The following is an 18,308-nucleotide window of genomic DNA, read 5'->3' on the forward strand; positions in this document are numbered from 1 at the left end:
CTTTGGACGGCAAACGAGGGAGCGAAAACTGTCTTGTACCAAGTATGGAGTATCCACCTCCTGGGGCGGCAACTGAATCACTTCCATAAAAAACAAGGGGCCCAAGGCCCCTTGTTTCATGACTGCTGTGATTATTTTACCAACAGCGGCGCCAAAAAGCGCGCCGTATGAGAATCCTCACAACGGCTGATCTGCTCCGGCGTGCCCGTCACCAGAATGCGACCGCCGCCAGCGCCCCCCTCGGGTCCCAGATCGACGATCCAGTCGGCGGTTTTGATGACGTCCAGATTGTGCTCGATGATAACGATGGTATTGCCGCGATCCCGCAGTTGATGCAATACCTTGAGCAGCTGCTGGATATCGTGGAAGTGCAGCCCTGTGGTCGGCTCATCCAGGATATAGAGGGTCTGACCGGTGTCCCGCTTGGAGAGCTCGCGCGCCAGCTTGACCCGCTGCGCCTCGCCGCCGGAGAGCGTCGTCGCTGACTGACCAAGGCGAATGTAAGAGAGACCCACATCCATCAAGGTTTGCAGTTTGCGCGCCACTGCCGGTACCGGATCGAAGAAGGCACGCGCGTCCTCTACCGTCATGTCCAGTATTTCGTGGATGTTCTTGCCCTTGTACTTCACCTCCAGGGTCTCGCGATTGTAACGCTTGCCCTTGCAGACATCGCATGGCACGTAAACGTCCGGCAGGAAGTGCATTTCCACCTTGATGACCCCATCCCCCTGACAGGCTTCGCAGCGACCGCCCTTGACGTTGAAGGAGAAGCGACCCGGCAGATAACCACGGGAGCGCGCCTCCTGCGTGCCGGAAAGCAGCTCGCGGATCGGGGTGAACAGGCCGGTATAGGTGGCCGGGTTGGAGCGCGGGGTACGACCGATGGGGCTCTGGTCGATATCCACCACCTTGTCCAGATGCTCCAGTCCCTCAACGCTGCGATAGGGCGCCGGGGTCGACTCGGTCGCCTTGTTGAGCTCGCGGTGGGCAATGCGGAACAGGGTGTCGTTGATCAGGGTCGACTTGCCGGAGCCGGAAACACCGGTGACGCAGGTCATCACCCCGAGAGGCAGATCCAGATTGACGTTACACAGGTTGTTGCCGCTCGCGCCTTTGAGTTTCAACCACTTGCCAGTGAGCGCCGTACGCTCGGCAGGAATGGCAATCCGCTTGCGGCCAGAGAGATAGTCACCGGTCAGCGAATCCGGGTTGTCGATGATCTGCTGGGGTGTCCCTTGAGCTACGATATTACCGCCGTGTACCCCGGCCCCGGGGCCTATGTCGAGCACGTGGTCAGCCAAGCGAATGGCATCTTCGTCGTGCTCCACCACGATGACGGTGTTGCCCAGATCGCGCAGATGGATGAGGGTCGTGAGCAGCCGCTCGTTATCACGCTGGTGCAGGCCGATGGAAGGTTCATCCAGCACATACATGACCCCAACCAGGCCAGCGCCGATCTGGCTCGCCAGCCGGATACGCTGGGCTTCCCCGCCGGAGAGGGTCTCTGCACTGCGTGAGAGACTCAAATAGTTGAGGCCGACATTCACCAGGAACCCAAGCCGTTCGACGATCTCTTTCAGGATCTTCTCGGCGATCTGGGCGCGCTGGCCGGTCAGGCTCAGTCCCTCGAAGAAGGCCAGCGCATCACCGATGGACTGTTCGGCGATGGCGGAGAGGTTGCGGTTGTCCACAAATACGTGTCGCGCCTCTTCTCGCAGTCGACTGCCGCCGCAGCTGGTACAGGATTTGTTGGCGATGTACTTGGAGAGCTCTTCCCGTACCGAGTTGGACTCGGTTTCACGGTAGCGGCGCTCCATGTTGTGCAGGATCCCCTCGAACGGATGCTTGCGCACCACCACATCGCCGCGATCGTTCATGTAACGGAACTCGACCTCGGTACGGCCCGAGCCACGCAGGATCACCTCCTGGGTCTTGAGGGGCAGATCTTCCCACGCGGCCTCCAGATCGAACTTGTAGTGATCGGAGAGGGATTTGAGCATCTGGAAGTAATAGAAACTGCGCTTGTCCCAGCCACGAATGGCGCCGTTGGCCAGACTGATGGAAGGATCATGGATCACCTTGGCCGGATCGAAATATTGCTGTACCCCGAGCCCATCACAGGTGGGGCAGGCACCGGCCGGATTGTTGAAGGAGAAGATGCGCGGCTCCAGCTCTGACATGGAGTAGCCACACTCGGGGCAGGCGAAGTTGGCAGAGAAGGTCATGGGCCCAACCCCCTCCTCTCCATCCATGGGCACCACCTGCACGATACCGCCTGAGAGGGTCAATGCCGTCTCGAACGATTCGGCCAGCCGCAACGCCAGGTCATCGCGTACCTTGAAGCGGTCCACCACCACTTCTATGGTGTGCTTCTTGTGCAGCTCCAGGGTGGGTGGATCAGAGAGATCACACACCTCGCCATCGATACGGGCCCGGATATAGCCCTGAGCCGCCAGATTCTCCAGCAACTTGGTGTGCTCACCCTTGCGATCCCGTACCACGGGGGCCAGCAGCATCAGTTTGCTGCCCTCCGGCTGGGCCAGCACCTGATCCACCATCTGGCTGATGGTCTGGGCGGCGAGCGGGATGGCATGAGTCGGGCAGCGGGGCTCACCTACCCGCGCAAAAAGCAGACGCAGGTAGTCATAAATTTCGGTGATGGTGCCGACGGTCGAGCGCGGGTTGTGAGAGGTGGACTTCTGCTCGATGGAGATGGCAGGGGAGAGCCCCTCTATATGATCAACATCCGGTTTCTCCATCAGAGAGAGAAACTGGCGGGCATAGGCAGATAACGACTCCACATAGCGACGCTGCCCTTCGGCATAAAGGGTATCGAACGCCAGGGAGGACTTGCCTGAACCGGAGAGGCCGGTAACCACGATCAGCTTGTCGCGGGGCAGGGTCAGATTGATGTTCTTGAGGTTATGGGTGCGAGCACCCCGGACCACTATCTTTTCCATCTTGTTGCACGCTCGATACACAAATCAGAGCGAATCAGTATGGCATAGAGACTACTGGATGAATAGACAGGTTTTATCCATCATCTCCCTCGATTTCAGAGATATTCTTTCGCCCAGCTCACCGCCTGCAACCGGTTCTTGACGTTCAATTTCTTGAAGACGTTATAGAGGTGGGACTTGATGGTGTGCTCGCTCACAAACAGGCTGTCGGCAATCTCGGTATTGGAGGCACCCGTCATCAGGTAGCGGATGATCTCCTGCTCGCGCGCAGTCAGCAGCGTCTGGTTGCGCAGGTGATGTTCTCCCCCCTTGCGGTAGTAGTTGACCAGATCGCACAGCAAATGGCGCGGGATCCAGTACTCCCCCTGCAACACCTTGCGAATGCCGAGCACCAGCCGATCCAGCGGATCCTGGCGGAAGAAGAGTCCGCTGGTGTGAGGCCACATCAGCAACAACTCGCGATCCGTGCTGGTCGGGGCATTGAGCAATATCGTGTTGGCTTCCCCGAAGCGACTGGAGATCTCCCTCGGCCACCCCCCCTGCTGGCTCGACTTGAGGTAATCCAGATCGACCAGAAATAATGGATGTGACTCTCTCTCATCCTGTTCCGGCAGCGCCTCCAGGGTGCTTACCAGCAGGATGGGGAGTACCAGCTGCTCAGCCAGATAGCTCTGAAAACTGGTCGCCTGCACATTATTTTCAGTCACCAGTACGACTATGGTGTATGGGGTGGTCATGAAGAGCACGTCCTTGAACATTCAGGCCATGGTTTTTTTGGCAGCAGAGAGTACCAAGCCCCCCAAACGCTGCAGCATTAAAAAAGCATTAGACGCCAGTGTGCCTCTTTTGAAACTCACCAATTTCCCAAGCAATACAAATGACTAGCCATACCCCCCCATTTGGGTGGAATACTGGCACTGTGCCTGACAAAGAGTGTCACAGTGCAGTCGGGATCCGTTTTGCTACGTTTGCTCAGGCCATCCAGCCCTGCTCGCTTGCTGGTCATGGTCGGCCTCGTGTAAGTTAATCCTTCGGTCCATGCTCCGGGTGGAGGATGACAGGGCAGGAAGATGTGCGCTCGTTCACGCCAACTGTTATTATTGCGGCCAAAATCTGAAAGCGGAACATTGGCCAGCTGGCCGACTGAACCGGGTTCAGTCATCGCATGATGTGTCAGTGTCGCCAAGCGATGCTGCCTATCTCGCAGAAAACAAACGATATGTTGAATTGGTCCGGGCATATGGCCTGGCCGGTATATAAAGGGTGGAAGAGAGATTATGGCCAGTCGAGGCATCAATAAAGTCATTCTGATCGGTAACCTGGGGCAAGACCCGGAAGTACGCTACATGCCGAGTGGCGGTGCCGTGACCAATATCACCCTGGCCACCTCTGAAACCTGGCGCGACAAGCAGACCGGTGAGCAGAAAGAGCGTACCGAATGGCACCGTGTGGTATTCATGGGCAAGCTGGCCGAAGTGGCTGGCGAGTACCTGAAGAAGGGCTCCCAAGTCTATGTCGAAGGGAAACTGCAGACTCGCAAATGGCAGGATCAAGGTGGCCAAGAGCGTTATACCACCGAAGTGCTGGTAGACAGCTTCAGTGGCGTGATGCAGATGCTGGGTGGTCGCCCGCAAGGTGGCGCAGGCCAAAACATGGGTGGCCAACCTCAAGCGCAAGGCAACTGGGGCCAACCGCAGCAAGGCATGCCAGCCCAGCAGCCGGTAAACCAGGCTCGTCCTGCCGCCGCACCGCAGCAGAACATGCAGCAGCCACAAGGCGGTTATGGTCGTCCGGCCCAGCAGCCCCAGTCAGCACCGCCTGTCTACAACGAGCCGCCGATGGACTTCGACGACGATATCCCGTTTTAATCGGCAATGAATCCCGAGAGGCCCTGTTGATGCAGGGCCTTTTTTTACCTGTTATTGACGCAGGCACGGCATGCGGTGCTATTCCTGTGTGAATGTGGCCGTTATTTCCACGTGTCACAGGCCGTCTTGGGATTATGCTCAGGGCGACTCGTTTGCCAGAGAGAACTCATGGTGTTTCTGCATCGCACGCTACTGCTCACCATTTGTCTGACCACCGCCATGGTGGCCCCCCGGCTATTTGCCGCCGAACTGCTGCGGGTGGGCGTCAGCTTCGCCATCCCCCCCTATGTGATCGAGGAAGAGGGACGCGGGATCGAGCTCGACCTGTTTAAAGAGGCCTTTCGCGACAGTGGCTATGAGCCCCGCTTTGAATATCTGCCACTGGAACGCACTTTCCGGATGCTGGAGTCCGGCAAGCTTGACGCCATCATCAACGTCAAGCCCGGCATGCTGAACAATGTCTTCCTGTCACAACCCGTGATTGCCTTCCATAACCGGGTGTTCACCCTCGGCAAGACTCACATCAGCACACTGGACGATATGAAAACCCTGAGAGTCAGCGCCTTTCAGCGGGCTCGCCAGATACTGGGAGGTGCCTTTGCCAGCATGGCGGATCAAAATCCCCGCTATGAAGAGGTCGCCAAACAACAGGGGCAGGTTCACAGACTGATGCTGGGGCGGGTGGATGCAGTGATCCTGGAGCAGCGGGTGTTTTACTACTATCTGGCAGAGCTGGCCGACAGCAAATATGGCGCCGAGCTCTATGCTAGTGGCCGGGTCAGGCAATATGACCTGTTTGCGCCAACCCATTACCATTTCGCCTTTCGTCAGGTGGAGCTGCAACGCAGGTTCGATCGCCAACTGGATGCCATGCGAGCCGACGGACGCTATAGGAAGATCTTCGAGGCCTACGGCGCCACACCATAAGGCGAAAACATAAAAGCCAGCCTGTGAAAGGCTGGCTTGATACTGGCTCCAGAGGAACTACAGCGTGGAGGAGCGTTACTTTATAGCGCTGCCATTTTTCAGGTCTGCTTTCTGACGTTTGGCGTCGCGCTTCTCTTTCAGTGACATCTGCGGTTTTTTCTTGGCATCTTTGCCGTTGTGATGTTCTTTGTTACTCATCATCAAACTCCAAAAATGTTACCCAGACAGTTGGAACCCAGGTTCCAGCATGCCATCCGAATCGTAGACTTCAGTAGTACGCTTTCAGTGACGACCGATTGATCGCACTCACTCCAGCATACCCCCAATGTTGCGCAAGAATCCACCCTCATAAGCCAGGGTGCGTCCTGAGTCATGCCTCCATCTCGGCTCTGATCGGATACGTGATGGCATGAAAGGCCAAAAAACCTGAGTATGCCTGATAAAATTCGCCTCCCCTGACATATTCACTCACGAATCGAAATAAATCACCAAATCAAAAATAACTATTCTTTAAATAAGACAAGGTAATTTAGATAAGCATTCTCACTACCGTCAGAAACAAAATATTACAACCTGAATAGGCGGTTTTATTTTCAAGCTGATATTATCCGGACTTATTTTTATAATTATGAGCCCGAGAATAAGGACATCCCATGACCAGAAAAACGAGAGCGGCGCTGGTCTCCGTTTGCTCAAACATCACACTGATTATCATGAAGATATTCGCTGGCATTCTGAGTGGCTCCGTCAGTATTATTTCGGAGGCCATTCATTCGGCAATGGATCTGGTGGCGGCTCTCATCGCCCTGTTTGCAGTACGCAGGTCAGATATTCCCCCCGATCAACGCCATCCTTATGGACATGACAAAATAGAAAACGTCTCCGGCGTGATCGAAGCTTTGCTGATCCTGCTGGCCGCTGGCTGGATCATCTTCGAAGCTATCGGCAAGTTGATTACACCAACGCCGATCGAAAGCGTGGGTTTTGGCGTACTGGTCATGCTGATCTCGGCGCTGGTCAACAGCGGCGTCTCCACCTATCTGTATCGGGTGGCGAAAGAGGAAGAATCCGTTGCCCTGGCAGCTGATGCCCTGCATCTCAAGGCAGACGTGTTGACCTCCCTCGGGGTGGCTGTCGGTCTGTCGGGTATCTGGCTCGCCGCCGGGCTGGGTTACAACCTCTATCTGCTCGACCCCATAGTCGCCATCTGCGTGGCGCTCTTCATTCTCAGAGAAGCAATATCCATGCTTGACCAGGCTTTTCAACCACTGCTGGACCACAGCATGAACGAGGAGGAGCTGGCCATGACGACCCGAGTGATCGAACAGTGCTGCCCGGAGCATGGGGGCTTTCACGCCCTGCGCAGTCGCCAGGCCGGACGCCGTCGCCACATCGATTTCCATCTGACCCTGCCCAAGGAGATGAGCATCGAACACTCCCACGCCATCTGCGATCGGATAGAAGAAGGCATAATGCGTCACATACCTCATGCCATAGTGCTGATCCATGTCGAACCGAGCGGCCACAGCTGAGAGATGTACCAGACAAACCGGGACATACGAGAAACCTGCAGTGAACTGGCAGATAAATGACGGAGAAAAGTGCAGAACCGGCTCTTTTATGCCAGCAGAGCGGATTGCATAAGAAATAGTCGGTGAAAATGTGTTAATGTATTCCACCCCCCAGCCGCCCCAGGAGCGCGCCGTGAAAAAGTTGGAAATGAAAGACCTCACCGAAGCCGAAAAGGCCGAGATAACCCTGTTGCTCCAAAAAGCCCAGGCCAATGCTGATCATCAGCTGACCAACGCAGAACGTAACAGGATCCGTGAGGAAGGCCGGCTTAAAATCGTGGCAGATCGTGCAGAGGCGGCCAAGGTGGCTTCCAAACTGGCTCGGGAAAAGGCCAAAGAACGGGCCAGAAATCAGGTACTGCCAGAAACCTTCAGCTGGATCGACTCCGTCAGCAACAAGTTTCGCAGCAAGCGCTGAGTTAGCGCTGTGTTGATGAGCGCCCACCCACACCAGACCGGTGTGGGTGGGCGTTTGCCATTCAGGCCCTGCGGCAACCAAGGAAGAGCACTGCTATACCGCCCTTGATCAGGAACGCCTCTACGCCAGTCAGAAAGCAGTCACAAAAAAGCTCGGCGCCAATCATAGCAAGGGCCAGCGCTCAATCTCGCCAGTGAACACCGTGGCTCATGTGACAATATGAAGTTGGTAGCACGTCGATAACCAGAAATTAATATTGAGATAAAGTTTGCTTTAACGAAGAGAGCATGTTTTAATCTCTCTCGATGGTTCGGTAGTTCAGACCTGTTTATGTTAGGCAGTCATTTTAGTAAAGCAGTGATTAGTATAAGAGTTATCTACGATAGTTCTTATTAAATAATTCTCCTTCTTTAGTGCTCCCCATACGTATTGCTGACGAAAAATCATAGATTGCCAACTTTTGGCACTTAAAACACTATTTTAGGAAATTATTATGTCTAACAAAATGACTGGTACCGTTAAATTCTTCAACGCCGAGAAAGGTTTTGGTTTCATCTCCCCGGCTGACGGCAGCAAAGACGTGTTCGTACACTTCTCTGCAATCCAGTCCACCAGCTTCAAAACTCTGGACGAAGGTCAGCGCGTTGAGTTCACCATCGAGCAAGGCCAGAAAGGCCCGGCTGCTGCCAACGTAGTTGGTCTGTAATTCAAGCAAGGAAGCCTTCACGCTAGCTAACGCCTGCTGAGAAGACCTTCTGCAAGAATTAAAAAAACCCGCCTAGGCGGGTTTTTTGTTGTCTGAAATTCAGTGTTTACCCGCTTTCCCCCTCTCTCAGCCCTTTCACCTCACCTCTCCCTCGACTCTGTTCATCTTGCTGCTTTATGTCATCCAAGTACTCCCCACCCTGTCTGCCCCTCCAGCCGCCCCTATGACAGCTCAATAAACTTAATGAGATTAATTATCGTTTACACATCTTTCACTGATCATTACAATGCCAGCCGACAAACGGGAAGATTATTCAATTGAACCTTCCCGGTCCTGATTTCACGCGGGATGCAGTGAAGTCACCCCATCGAGTTCACCCAAAGGATGAATGTCACTTTCTCATTAAAAGAGTTCAGGCCAACATGATAAAAATGCACCGCAACAAGCTGACCACGCTCATTCTCGCCGCCCTCGCCTCCCATGCCTATGCCGCCGAACAGGAAGTCATGGTCGTGACGGCTTCCGGCTTCCAGCAGAAGATCGAAGATACCGCCGCCTCCATCTCGGTCGTGACCCGTGAGCAATTGGAAAAACGCGCCTACCGCGACGTGACCGATGCACTGAAAGATGTGCCGGGCGTGGTGATCACCGGGGGTGGCAGCAGCAGTGACATCAGCATTCGTGGCATGGGCTCCAAATACACGCTGATGCTGGTGGATGGCAAGCGAGTCGACAGCCGTGGCACTCGTCCCAACAGCGATGGCCCGGGCATAGAGCAGGGCTGGTTGCCACCGCTGCAAGCCATAGAGTGTATCGAGGTAGTGCGTGGCCCCATGTCCTCCCGTTACGGATCGGATGCCATGGGCGGCGTCATCAACGTCATCACCCGCAAAACCGCCAGCATGACGGCATGGCAGGGTTCGCTGCATGCTGACTCCACCTTCCAGGAGAACAAAGACTCAGGCAACATCTTCCAGACCAATGCCTACACGGCTGGCGCTCTGGTAGACGGGTTGCTGGGGGTGCGTCTGAACGGCCAGCTTTCCCATCGCGGTGAGGATCAGTTCCAGAATGGCTTCGCCGAACAGGAGATGCGCAGCGGCACTGCCGTGTTCAGCCTGACCCCTGACGAGCACAATCGCTTCGACTTCGAGGCCAGCCGCGGTCTGCAGGATCGTGATCGCACACCGGGTGAGTCCATCCCGGCCAAGTCCAAGCCCAGCCTGAGCACTTACGAGCGCACCAACTACGCCATCACCCACGACGGCCGCTACGACTTTGGCTCCTCCACCAGCTATCTGCAGCGGGAAGAGAACACCAATCCCGGCCGCCAGATGAAGCTCATCAACACCATAGCCGACACCCACACCCAGTTTGAGCTTGGGGATCACTACCTGAGCGTGGGTGGCCAGTATCGCTACGAGGATCTGCAGGATCAAGGCAACCAGCTCAACGTGACCAACCGCGCCAACCAGCTGACTCGCTGGAGCTGGGCCATGTTCGTGGAGGACGAGTGGGCACTGACCGACAGCTTCGCCCTGACCGGCGGTGTACGCATGGACAGGGATCAGAATTACGGCACTCACTGGAGCCCGCGTCTGTACGGGGTCTGGCATCCTGCCGAGTCATGGACGCTGAAAGGGGGCGTATCCACCGGCTATCGTTCACCGGATCTGCGCATGTCGGCCGCCAACTGGGGCCAGGCCACTGGTGGGGGCACCCAGGATGGGATGCTGGTGGGCAGCCCGGCACTCAAACCTGAAACCAGCGTGAGCCAGGAAATCGCACTGCTGTGGGATGGTCAGGAGGGGTTGAGCACAGGGCTGACTCTGTTCAACACTGACTTCGAGGACAAGATCTCCGAGATCCGCCGTTGCACCAGCAAGAGCGATCCCTCCTGCACCCTGAACGGTCATACCTATGACTTCATCAGCGACCGCATCAACGTCGACAAGGCGAATATGCGCGGGGTGGAAGGCACGGCCAACTGGGCCATCAACGAAGACTGGTCGCTCGCCTCCAGCTACACCTTCACCCAGTCCGAGCAGAAGAGCGGCTCGATGGAAGGCAAGCCTCTGAACCAGATGCCGCGCCACATGTTCAACACCACGGTCGACTGGCAGACCACAGAAGAGGTCAGCCTCTGGTCACGGGTCAACTTCCGCAGCAAGACCTCTGACTACCTGAGCCGGGTCAAGATGGCAGAGGGCACGCCTTCCTACACCTTCTTTGACACAGGTCTGGTCTACAAGGCCAACAAGAACCTGGACGTGACCGCCGGTATCTATAACCTGTTCGACAAGACGGTGGATTACACCAGCTTCGGTACAGTACTGGACGGTCGCCGCTACACACTGGGGATGACCTACAACTTCTGATGAATCGCCGCCGCCCATCCCGGGCGGCGGCCTATTTCACCTCTTTGTCCGCGTCCTCTTCTGCATAACAGGCTGCCTGCCAGGTATTGCGACCACGGGATTTTGAACCGTACATCAGCTTGTCTGCCTGCTGCAGCAAGCCAGTGCTCTCTGCCCTTACCCCTGATGGAACCCAGACGGCCCCCGTGCTGATGGAAAGCCCCAGCTCACCGGCACTAGTCTGCAACTTCTGAGCACTCACCTCCCGTCCGATCCGGCTTGCCCAGCCTTGCAACGCCGCCATATCTGCCATCGGCAAGCTGATGCAGAACTCCTCTCCCCCGATCCGGGCAAACAGCGCATCGCTTGGCAAGACGGCCTTTACCCGCTCGGCCAGAGCGGCGATCACCTCATCCCCGACGCCATGGCCAAAGTGATCATTGATGCCCTTGAAACGGTCGATGTCGAACAGCAGCAGGGCCGAAGCCTGACCGCTTGCCAGCCGCTCGGCCAAGAGCGGCAAGAAGGCGCGCCGGTTCAGGATCCCCGTCATGGAGTCTGTGTTGGCGAGGCTCTCCAGCCGGGCATTGGCCCGGACCAGTTCGGCGGTACTGCTCGCCACAGCGCGCCTCAGCTGCACTATGTAAACCAGCAATACAGCCCCTGCCGCCGCCGATAGCCAGAACCAGAAGTGGATGGGATAGACGGTCTCTATATGCATCCATTTGCGGGTAATACGCTCCCTGTCCGCCTCGCCCATGCGAGAAAATCCCTGCTCCAGCTCCTGCAACAGGGCCTGATTGCCCTTGGCGACGGCAAAACGCACCTCATCGCTGTAGAGATGGCGTACGGGAATGAAGCGGGTGGGATCTTTCGAGGTGTAGATATAAAAATTGGCCATCTGCAGATCGGCGATGAAGGCATCCAGCTTTCCGCTCAAGGCGGCGCTCAGCATGGCATCGTTATCGTCAAAGGCTTGCAGGCGCGTGTTGGGGAAGTGCTTGCGGGCGTAATACTCCTCATAACCGCCCACTACCACCCCCACACTCTCGTGCAACAGGTAGTAATTCACATCTGTGCCGCGCAGGGAATTGGAAAAAAACAGCTGGGCATCCAGCCGGGAGAGCGCCCGGCCATAGTCATAGAGCGGATTGCGCTCCGGTGACCAGAGCAGGCCACCATGGACATCGGCCTTGCCGGTGCGCACCAGCTCCAGCGAGGTCTGCCAGTCCACCAGCTTGAACTCGACCGGCCGCCCAGTGACCCGCTCGAACTCCCGCCAGTAGTCGATCAACAGGCCATCCGGCTGCCCCTTGTCATTGATGTAGGAGAAGGGCTGCCAGGCCTTGGAGTTGGCCACTATCAGGGGTTTGACCGCGGGGGTAGCCCAGACGGGCAGCAAGAGTGCAAGGAGCAGCAAACCTGCGCCCCAGCTGACCCGCCAACCTGCCCCAGAAGAGACCGCCATTCCTGAACCCACCTTGTTATTGGACATCTATGCGGCCATTTATTATCACTAGCTTCATCATAGAAGAGCAAGCATGACCCAGTATGAAATTGGCGTTATTTCAGTCTGATAGCAGCAAAATAAACCAAGTAGGGCGCCACCTGGGCGCCCTCCTCATACAGACTCGACACAGTTACAGGGGCAGGCTGATCCTGGCTTCCAGCCCTCCCTGCTCCCGGTTGTGCAGCGTGAGCTCGCCCCCATGCTGATGTACCAGGGTGCGAGCGATGGAAAGCCCCAGCCCAACGCTACCGGATTCGATATTGCGCGCCTCATCGAGCCGCACGAACGGCTTGAACACATCTTCCAGCCGTTCAGGATCTATGCCAGGCCCCTGATCGCAGACCCGGATCAACAGCTCACTCTCGGTGCGCTCCAGCGATACCTCGGCACTGCCGGCGTACTTGATGGCATTGCCGATGAGGTTTTGCAGCACCCGCCGCAAGGTATTGGCGCGGCAGGCATAGACCTGCTTTCCCTCCACGAGGCAAGTCACCGGCTGACCGGTATCGGCATAATCGTCACACAGACTCTCCAGCAGACTGACCAGATCCAGCTCCCTGGTCGCCTCCTGCTGCCCCTCTTCCCGGGCAAAGCTCAAGGTGGCCGCCAGCATCTGCTCCATCTGTTGCAGGGTCTGCTGAATGCGTTCCTTGTCTTCTCCCTCGGCCAGAAACTCGGTTCTTAGCCGCAAACTGGTGATGGGGGTGCGCAAGTCATGGGAAATGGCCGCCAGCATCCGGGTTCTGTCCTGCACGAAGCGGTCGAGCCGGGTATGCATGCGGTTGAACGCCTGGATGGATTCACGGATCTCGGTCGGCCCCTCTTCGTGGAGCGGCTCTATATCCTCGCCACGCCCCAGCCGGTCGGCGTTGGCGGCCAGCTGTTTGAGCGGCCGGGTCGCCCGGCGAAACAGCCAGATCATCAGGCCTATCACCATGCTAGCTACCAGCATCAGGTTGAAGGTGGTCTGCCAGGACCAGCTCGACGACTCCTTGTCCACCAGAGAGCTGAACTGCAGCCAGCCCCCGCGCGGCAACTGGATGGAGCCATACAGCCGCATGTCCTGCGGTGGCGGCATCCCCTTGCGATCCTTGAGCATGCGGGAGTGGTGTTTCCAGGCGCGGCTGCGCTGGGCATCCTGCTTCAGCTCGGCACTGATCTCCACCATCAGTGACGGCGGATAGCCCAGCCGCGAACGCACCTGCTGCTCGAAGCGGGGGCTGCGATTCTCCGGTTGCAGCGGCTCGTCGGAGAGGCGCAGCAGCAGGGTATCGCTGCGGCTCGCCTTGAGAATTTCGTCGTAGAGCGAGGGGGGGGACAGGGCCAGCAGACGCGCCACAGAGACGATGCGCTGCATGGCATTGCGGCTGTTGATGTAGCCGAGCGCCTCCTCCCGATCCGAACGGTAGATCTGGATGCTGAGCAGCTGGATCAACACCAACCCGGCCAGCGCCACCAGTATGATCTGGCCGGTGAGCCCCTTGGGCCAGAGGCGGGAACACAATCGCTTTATCATGGCCACGAGGTCACACCTGGGTCACATCGGCGGCGAACAGGTAACCGCCACCCCAGATGGTCTTGATAAGTTCGGGGTTCTTGGGATCCCGCTCCAGCTTGCGGCGCAGCCGGCTCACCAGGGTATCGATGGCCCGATCGAAGGCGACAGCCTCCCGGCCACGGGCCAGATCCAGCAGTTGATCCCGACTCAGCACCCGCTGGGGACGCTCCAGAAACACCCGCAACAAGTCGAATTCGGCGGTAGAGAGGCTCAGCCCCACGCCCTCTTCATCCACCAGCTCCCGCCGGTTGATGTCGAGCAGCCAGCGATCGAAGCGCAGATCCCGGGTCAGGGTCTCGGGGGCGGGCTGCGGCTCGACGTTGGTGCGGCGCATCACCGCTTTGATGCGAGCCAGCAACTCCCGCGGGTTGAACGGCTTGGCAAGATAGTCATCGGCGCCCATCTCCAGCCCTATGATGCGGTCCGTCTCCTCTCCCATGGCGGTGAGCATTATGATGGGCATGCAGGATTTCGCCCTCAGCTCCCGGCACAGGGTCAGGCCATCCTCCCCCGGCATCATCAGGTCCAGCACCAGCAGATCGAACTCCCGCTCTTCCAGCAACCGCTTCATCTCCTTGCCATCCCGGGCACAGCTGACCCGCAGGCCATGCTGCTCCAGGAAGCGTTTCAGCAGATCGCGGATCTCGCTGTGATCGTCGACGACCAGAATGTGGGTGCTGCTTTGGTTCATGAGAGCCTCTCCTGTTAGAGCTGGCACGAGTATACGAAAATCTGTCGGGCGGTTTGTGTCAAAGTGTGCCAGATCAGCAAGATGCCACACTCTGCTACAAAAAAGCGGTCACTCGGCAAAGTTGAGACACAAGGCGAAGGTTTACTGGGGGCACACCAACTCGTCCATATTCGCTCATTGCAGGAGACAGGCCATGCTCGCCCTCACCACGCCCTTCATGCTGGCTTATGCCGCCAGTGAGGCCCTTGCCAGAGCGGCGGCCAAATCGCACCAACCTGCAAAGACAGACCGCCTGACCCCGGAGCCCCCTTCGGATGGCGATGGCATCACGGCGGTCAGCCTCCCTGCACCCGACGAGACACACTTCCCTTCCCCATGATGCAGACTGCGCCCGGTTCGGGCGGCGCCTGACACCATGACACACAACGCCGGCATCCTTCGGCGAGCCACACCAAGGAGACAATGATGATTAAAAAGACCCTGACCCTGTTTGCACTGGCCGGACTGGCCCACATCGGCATGGCACAAGCGGCCATTCCGGCCGACGTCAGCGCAGCCCCCGGCCTGCTGTTCGTCAACTGGCACGATAACGCCAGCAGCAGCAGCGCCAACCCGACCCTGATGATCCGCAACGCCTCCGGTGATCTGCTCAAGCAGGTGCCCGCCGAGCTGAAAGGGATGCAGCAGGTCCGTCTGCCGATGAGAGCCCAGGGCAATCTCACCCTCAGCCTGGACGGTGACAGCGACAGCTATCGCATGCCTTACAGCGTTGGCAGCGGCCGCCAGCGCTGAACCAACCTATTCACCCTGTGGTTTTCTCACGATGATGATGTTGCCTGACCGGTGACATAGAAATACCCCGCCAGAGACTGCATCCGGTGGGGTATTTTTATTGGCTCATACCGGCACTGAATATATTTTTGCCCGCCACTATCACTTATTTCCCTGATCCGATGAGCAGACAAATTTAACCGGGAGGCAGCCACTCTTCTATGGGTAGCCCCCTGTTTTCGCTACTGTCTTCAGCAAGGTGAAATACAAGATCCCGATGTCACACTCTGCTACAAAATAGGCTTCAACTGGCAAAGTTCAGACACCGGTCTGGTGTTTACTTGAGGTCAAGGCGAGCAAGCCGAATCCGAACTCAATCCGCAAGGAGATATACCATGAAGACTCTGACCAAAACTCTGCTGACCGCCACCCTGATCCTTGGCCTGCCGCTCGGCGCCTATGCCGCCAGCGAAGCCGTTGCCACTACCCAGGCCGGCGCCATGACCAATTGCCCCATGGATGGCAGCGGCATGAAAGGTGGCAAGCACCACGGTGGCCGCCACGACAAAATGGCCCGCATGCAAAACATGACTCCGGAGCAGATCCAGGCCAACCTGCAGCAACGTTATGACAGGATCGAAGACCCGGCCAAGAAAGCCGAATTCGTGAAGAACCTGAACCTGCGCGCCGACGGCATGACCAAGCACGCCGACGCGATGAAGCAGTTTGCCGAAGCGCACCAGTAAGCGCATCGCAATCAGTACAAGGGTGGCCTCGGCCACCCTTTCTTTTTTCCACTTTCCCGCGCACTGGCTCATGGCAGGGGGATCACCCCGTCGAGCCGTCATTTCCCTTATCTTCTGCTCCGGGTTCTGTGAGCGATAACAAACGTTTTATGTTCGAAATGGCTAATAATGGCGACTCAAACAACAAGGTCACGCAAGACAGTGCCAACAACAGACAGGAGTCGTTATGGGGTGGAGTCTGGGAACAATCAAGGGACGATATACAGCCGTCTTCGTGGGATTCATGGTGCTGGTGTGCGCCCTGACGGTCATCGGCATCCAGATCTGGATCAAGCCGGCGCTGCAAAAGGCCGGTGAGCAGAATGTGGCGCTGCGGGTCAGCGAGATCGCCACCGACATCCTCGATGAGCTCAACGGCGTACAGAGCCAGTCCCGCAGCATCACCCAGCTGGTCGCCCAGCTGCCAAGCGAGCAAATTGATGCCCTGCTGCCTGCGCTGATCGATCAATATGGTAATGCCATGGTGTTTGGCGGCGGCATCTGGCCGCTGCCGGATCAACGGGAAGCGGGACGCGCCAAGTTCAGCACCTTCTTTCACAGGGATGCGGCCAACAAGCTGATCCCCAACACCTACTGGAACTCGGCCGAGGCCCCCAACTACTTCGAACAGCCCTGGCACAAGGCGGGGCAACAGGCTCCCCAGGGCATGTGCGTCTGGGCGGCGGCCTACAAGGACGGTGCCAGCCAGCAGCCGAGAACCAACTGCGCCATGGGGATCTATCGCAACGGCGCCCTGTTCGGGGTATCGACCATAGATGTGACCCTGGGTTTCTTCAACGATCTGGTGGCCAGGAAAGAGCAGGAGATCGGGGGCCAGGTGATGATCATCGAGGCTGACGGCAAGATCCTGAGCAAGAATGCCCGTCTGAACGGGGATGTTGTGCTGGGCAACCTCTCGGCTCACGCCGATTACCCCTTCGCCGGTGCCATCGCCAGCCTGCTCGGCCAGAGCCGGGGTACAGGGCTGTTGCGCACCACTTTCCAGGATCAGGGGCAGGAACAGACATTGCTGCTGCAGGCCATAGAGGGGACTCCCTGGTTGCTGGCCACCGCCCTGCCAACCAGCACCCTGACCCAGGACAGCCAGGACGTGCTCACCACACTGGCCGCCATCCAGCTGCCCCTGGTCGGGCTGCTGTTCGTGCTGATGCTGCTGGCCATCACTCAGCTCGGCAGCCGCTTGCAGACCCTCAAACAGAATATCGACGCCCTCTCTGCCGGCGATGCCGACCTGACCGCCCGTATCCAGGTGAAGGGGAATGACGAGCTGGATCACATCGCCCTGTCGGTGAACCGCTTCATCGCCTATTTGCAGCAGATGATGGTGCAGGTGACTGATGCCACCGACCTCATCACCCGCGAACTGGCGCAGCTCGATCAGCAGACGGGTCAGGCAAGACGGATCCTGGGTGAACATGCCGCCGAGACGGATCAGGTGGTCACCGCCCTCACCGAGCTCAGCTCCACCGCCGACAGCGTGGCACAACACGCCAGCGACTCGGCCAGCTTCACCGAAGCCGCCAACGGCCAGGCCGCCAATTCACGCAAGGTAGTGGGATCGGCCTCCGCCAGCGTAGTGGCCCTGATCGACGAAGTGGATCTCGCCGCCGCCAAGGTGCTGGAGATGCAGGAAGATGCCAAGCAGATTGGCAGCGTGCTCGGGGTGATAGGTGGCATCGCCGCCCAGACCAACTTGCTGGCGCTCAATGCCGCCATCGAAGCGGCACGGGCCGGTGAGCAGGGCCGCGGTTTCGCTGTGGTGGCTGACGAAGTGCGAGCCCTGGCGGCCCGTACCCAGAAGAGCACCGCCGAGGTGGGCAGCATGCTGTCGCGCCTCACTCAGGGGGTGGCCGACGCCGTCGTCGCCATGGAGCAGACCAAACGCAGCTGTCAGGCCGCGGCAGATACCACTGGGCAGGTGACTGGGGGGCTCGACAGCATGGCCGATTCAGTGGTGCAGATCCACGATCTCAGCAGCCAGATCGCCACCGCCGCCGAGGAGCAGAGCCGGGTGACTGAGGAGATCAACCGCAACATGGTGAGCATCCGCGACATGCTCAACCTGCTGGTAGAAAATGGCCACAACACGGAGCAGAGCGCCGAGTCGCTGCTCAGCTCCAACCGCCAGTTGCTGGCCCTGGTGCGTCGCTTCAAGGTGTGATCAT

At 58.0% G+C, this 18,308-nt stretch carries 15 protein-coding genes; 9 read left to right on the forward strand and 6 right to left on the reverse strand.

Annotation, left to right across the window (positions count from 1 at the left end; translation table 11 throughout):
- Nucleotides 1-131 precede the first annotated feature (131 nt).
- Complete coding sequence (gene uvrA / locus AC1P02_RS03265; protein ID WP_265452856.1) at nt 132-2,960, reverse strand: excinuclease ABC subunit UvrA; 2,829 nt, start codon at nt 2,958-2,960, stop codon at nt 132-134.
- Nucleotides 2,961-3,055: 95 nt separating this feature from the next.
- Entirely contained in the window at nt 3,056-3,718 is a 663-nt protein-coding gene (locus AC1P02_RS03270; protein ID WP_087756678.1) for a LuxR C-terminal-related transcriptional regulator, read from the reverse strand.
- A gap of 519 nt (nt 3,719-4,237) precedes the next feature.
- Between AC1P02_RS03270 and AC1P02_RS03275 the strand changes: the two genes are divergently transcribed.
- Nucleotides 4,238-4,828, forward strand: coding sequence for a single-stranded DNA-binding protein (locus AC1P02_RS03275; RefSeq protein ID WP_005316531.1), 591 nt, complete (start codon nt 4,238-4,240; stop codon nt 4,826-4,828).
- A 168-nt stretch (nt 4,829-4,996) separates the two neighbouring features.
- Nucleotides 4,997-5,755, forward strand: coding sequence for a substrate-binding periplasmic protein (locus AC1P02_RS03280; RefSeq protein WP_271787326.1), 759 nt, complete (start codon nt 4,997-4,999; stop codon nt 5,753-5,755).
- A 75-nt stretch (nt 5,756-5,830) separates the two neighbouring features.
- Here AC1P02_RS03280 and AC1P02_RS03285 read toward each other — a convergent pair whose 3' ends face one another.
- Nucleotides 5,831-5,956, reverse strand: a complete 126-nt coding sequence (locus AC1P02_RS03285) for a hypothetical protein (protein ID WP_011899188.1) — start codon at nt 5,954-5,956, stop codon at nt 5,831-5,833.
- Nucleotides 5,957-6,408: 452 nt separating this feature from the next.
- Between AC1P02_RS03285 and AC1P02_RS03290 the strand changes: the two genes are divergently transcribed.
- From AC1P02_RS03290 to AC1P02_RS03305, 4 genes are all read left to right on the forward strand, one after another.
- Nucleotides 6,409-7,287 carry a cation diffusion facilitator family transporter gene (locus tag AC1P02_RS03290; protein ID WP_034524357.1) on the forward strand — a complete coding sequence of 293 codons (879 nt, stop codon included), beginning with the start codon at nt 6,409-6,411 and terminating at the stop codon, nt 7,285-7,287.
- 172 nt (nt 7,288-7,459) lie between these two features.
- The gene (locus AC1P02_RS03295) at nt 7,460-7,744 is read left to right on the forward strand and encodes a YjbD family protein (RefSeq protein ID WP_011899186.1); all 285 of its coding nucleotides are present in this window, start codon (nt 7,460-7,462) and stop codon (nt 7,742-7,744) included.
- Between the two features lie 493 nt (nt 7,745-8,237).
- On the forward strand, nt 8,238-8,450 hold the full coding sequence (cspE, locus tag AC1P02_RS03300) for a transcription antiterminator/RNA stability regulator CspE (protein ID WP_005316548.1): 213 nt from the start codon (nt 8,238-8,240) through the stop codon (nt 8,448-8,450).
- A 431-nt stretch (nt 8,451-8,881) separates the two neighbouring features.
- Nucleotides 8,882-10,828, forward strand: coding sequence for a ligand-gated channel protein (locus AC1P02_RS03305; RefSeq protein WP_485185412.1), 1,947 nt, complete (start codon nt 8,882-8,884; stop codon nt 10,826-10,828).
- 31 nt (nt 10,829-10,859) lie between these two features.
- On the opposite strand, the gene AC1P02_RS03310 is transcribed toward AC1P02_RS03305, so the two are convergent.
- The 3 genes from AC1P02_RS03310 to AC1P02_RS03320 form a co-directional block, all read right to left on the reverse strand.
- The gene (locus tag AC1P02_RS03310) at nt 10,860-12,275 is read right to left on the reverse strand and encodes a transporter substrate-binding domain-containing diguanylate cyclase (RefSeq protein WP_485184075.1); all 1,416 of its coding nucleotides are present in this window, start codon (nt 12,273-12,275) and stop codon (nt 10,860-10,862) included.
- Between the two features lie 172 nt (nt 12,276-12,447).
- Nucleotides 12,448-13,833 (reverse strand): ATP-binding protein, encoded by a 1,386-nt coding sequence (locus tag AC1P02_RS03315; protein WP_011899191.1) that lies wholly within the window; start codon nt 13,831-13,833, stop codon nt 12,448-12,450.
- A 10-nt stretch (nt 13,834-13,843) separates the two neighbouring features.
- On the reverse strand, nt 13,844-14,566 hold the full coding sequence (locus AC1P02_RS03320) for a response regulator (RefSeq protein WP_005316557.1): 723 nt from the start codon (nt 14,564-14,566) through the stop codon (nt 13,844-13,846).
- 465 nt (nt 14,567-15,031) lie between these two features.
- On the opposite strand from AC1P02_RS03320, the gene AC1P02_RS03325 reads away from it, so the two are divergent.
- The 3 genes from AC1P02_RS03325 to AC1P02_RS03335 all read left to right on the forward strand — a co-directional run bounded on the left by AC1P02_RS03325 (nt 15,032) and on the right by AC1P02_RS03335 (nt 18,304).
- Entirely contained in the window at nt 15,032-15,358 is a 327-nt protein-coding gene (locus tag AC1P02_RS03325; RefSeq protein WP_081100767.1) for a hypothetical protein, read from the forward strand.
- A gap of 374 nt (nt 15,359-15,732) precedes the next feature.
- Entirely contained in the window at nt 15,733-16,083 is a 351-nt protein-coding gene (locus AC1P02_RS03330; RefSeq protein WP_005316566.1) for a hypothetical protein, read from the forward strand.
- A gap of 226 nt (nt 16,084-16,309) precedes the next feature.
- The gene (locus AC1P02_RS03335; RefSeq protein WP_485184078.1) at nt 16,310-18,304 is read left to right on the forward strand and encodes a methyl-accepting chemotaxis protein; all 1,995 of its coding nucleotides are present in this window, start codon (nt 16,310-16,312) and stop codon (nt 18,302-18,304) included.
- Nucleotides 18,305-18,308: the final 4 nt, after the last annotated feature.

This window comes from Aeromonas sp. TS_SC_11 (assembly GCF_057318915.1).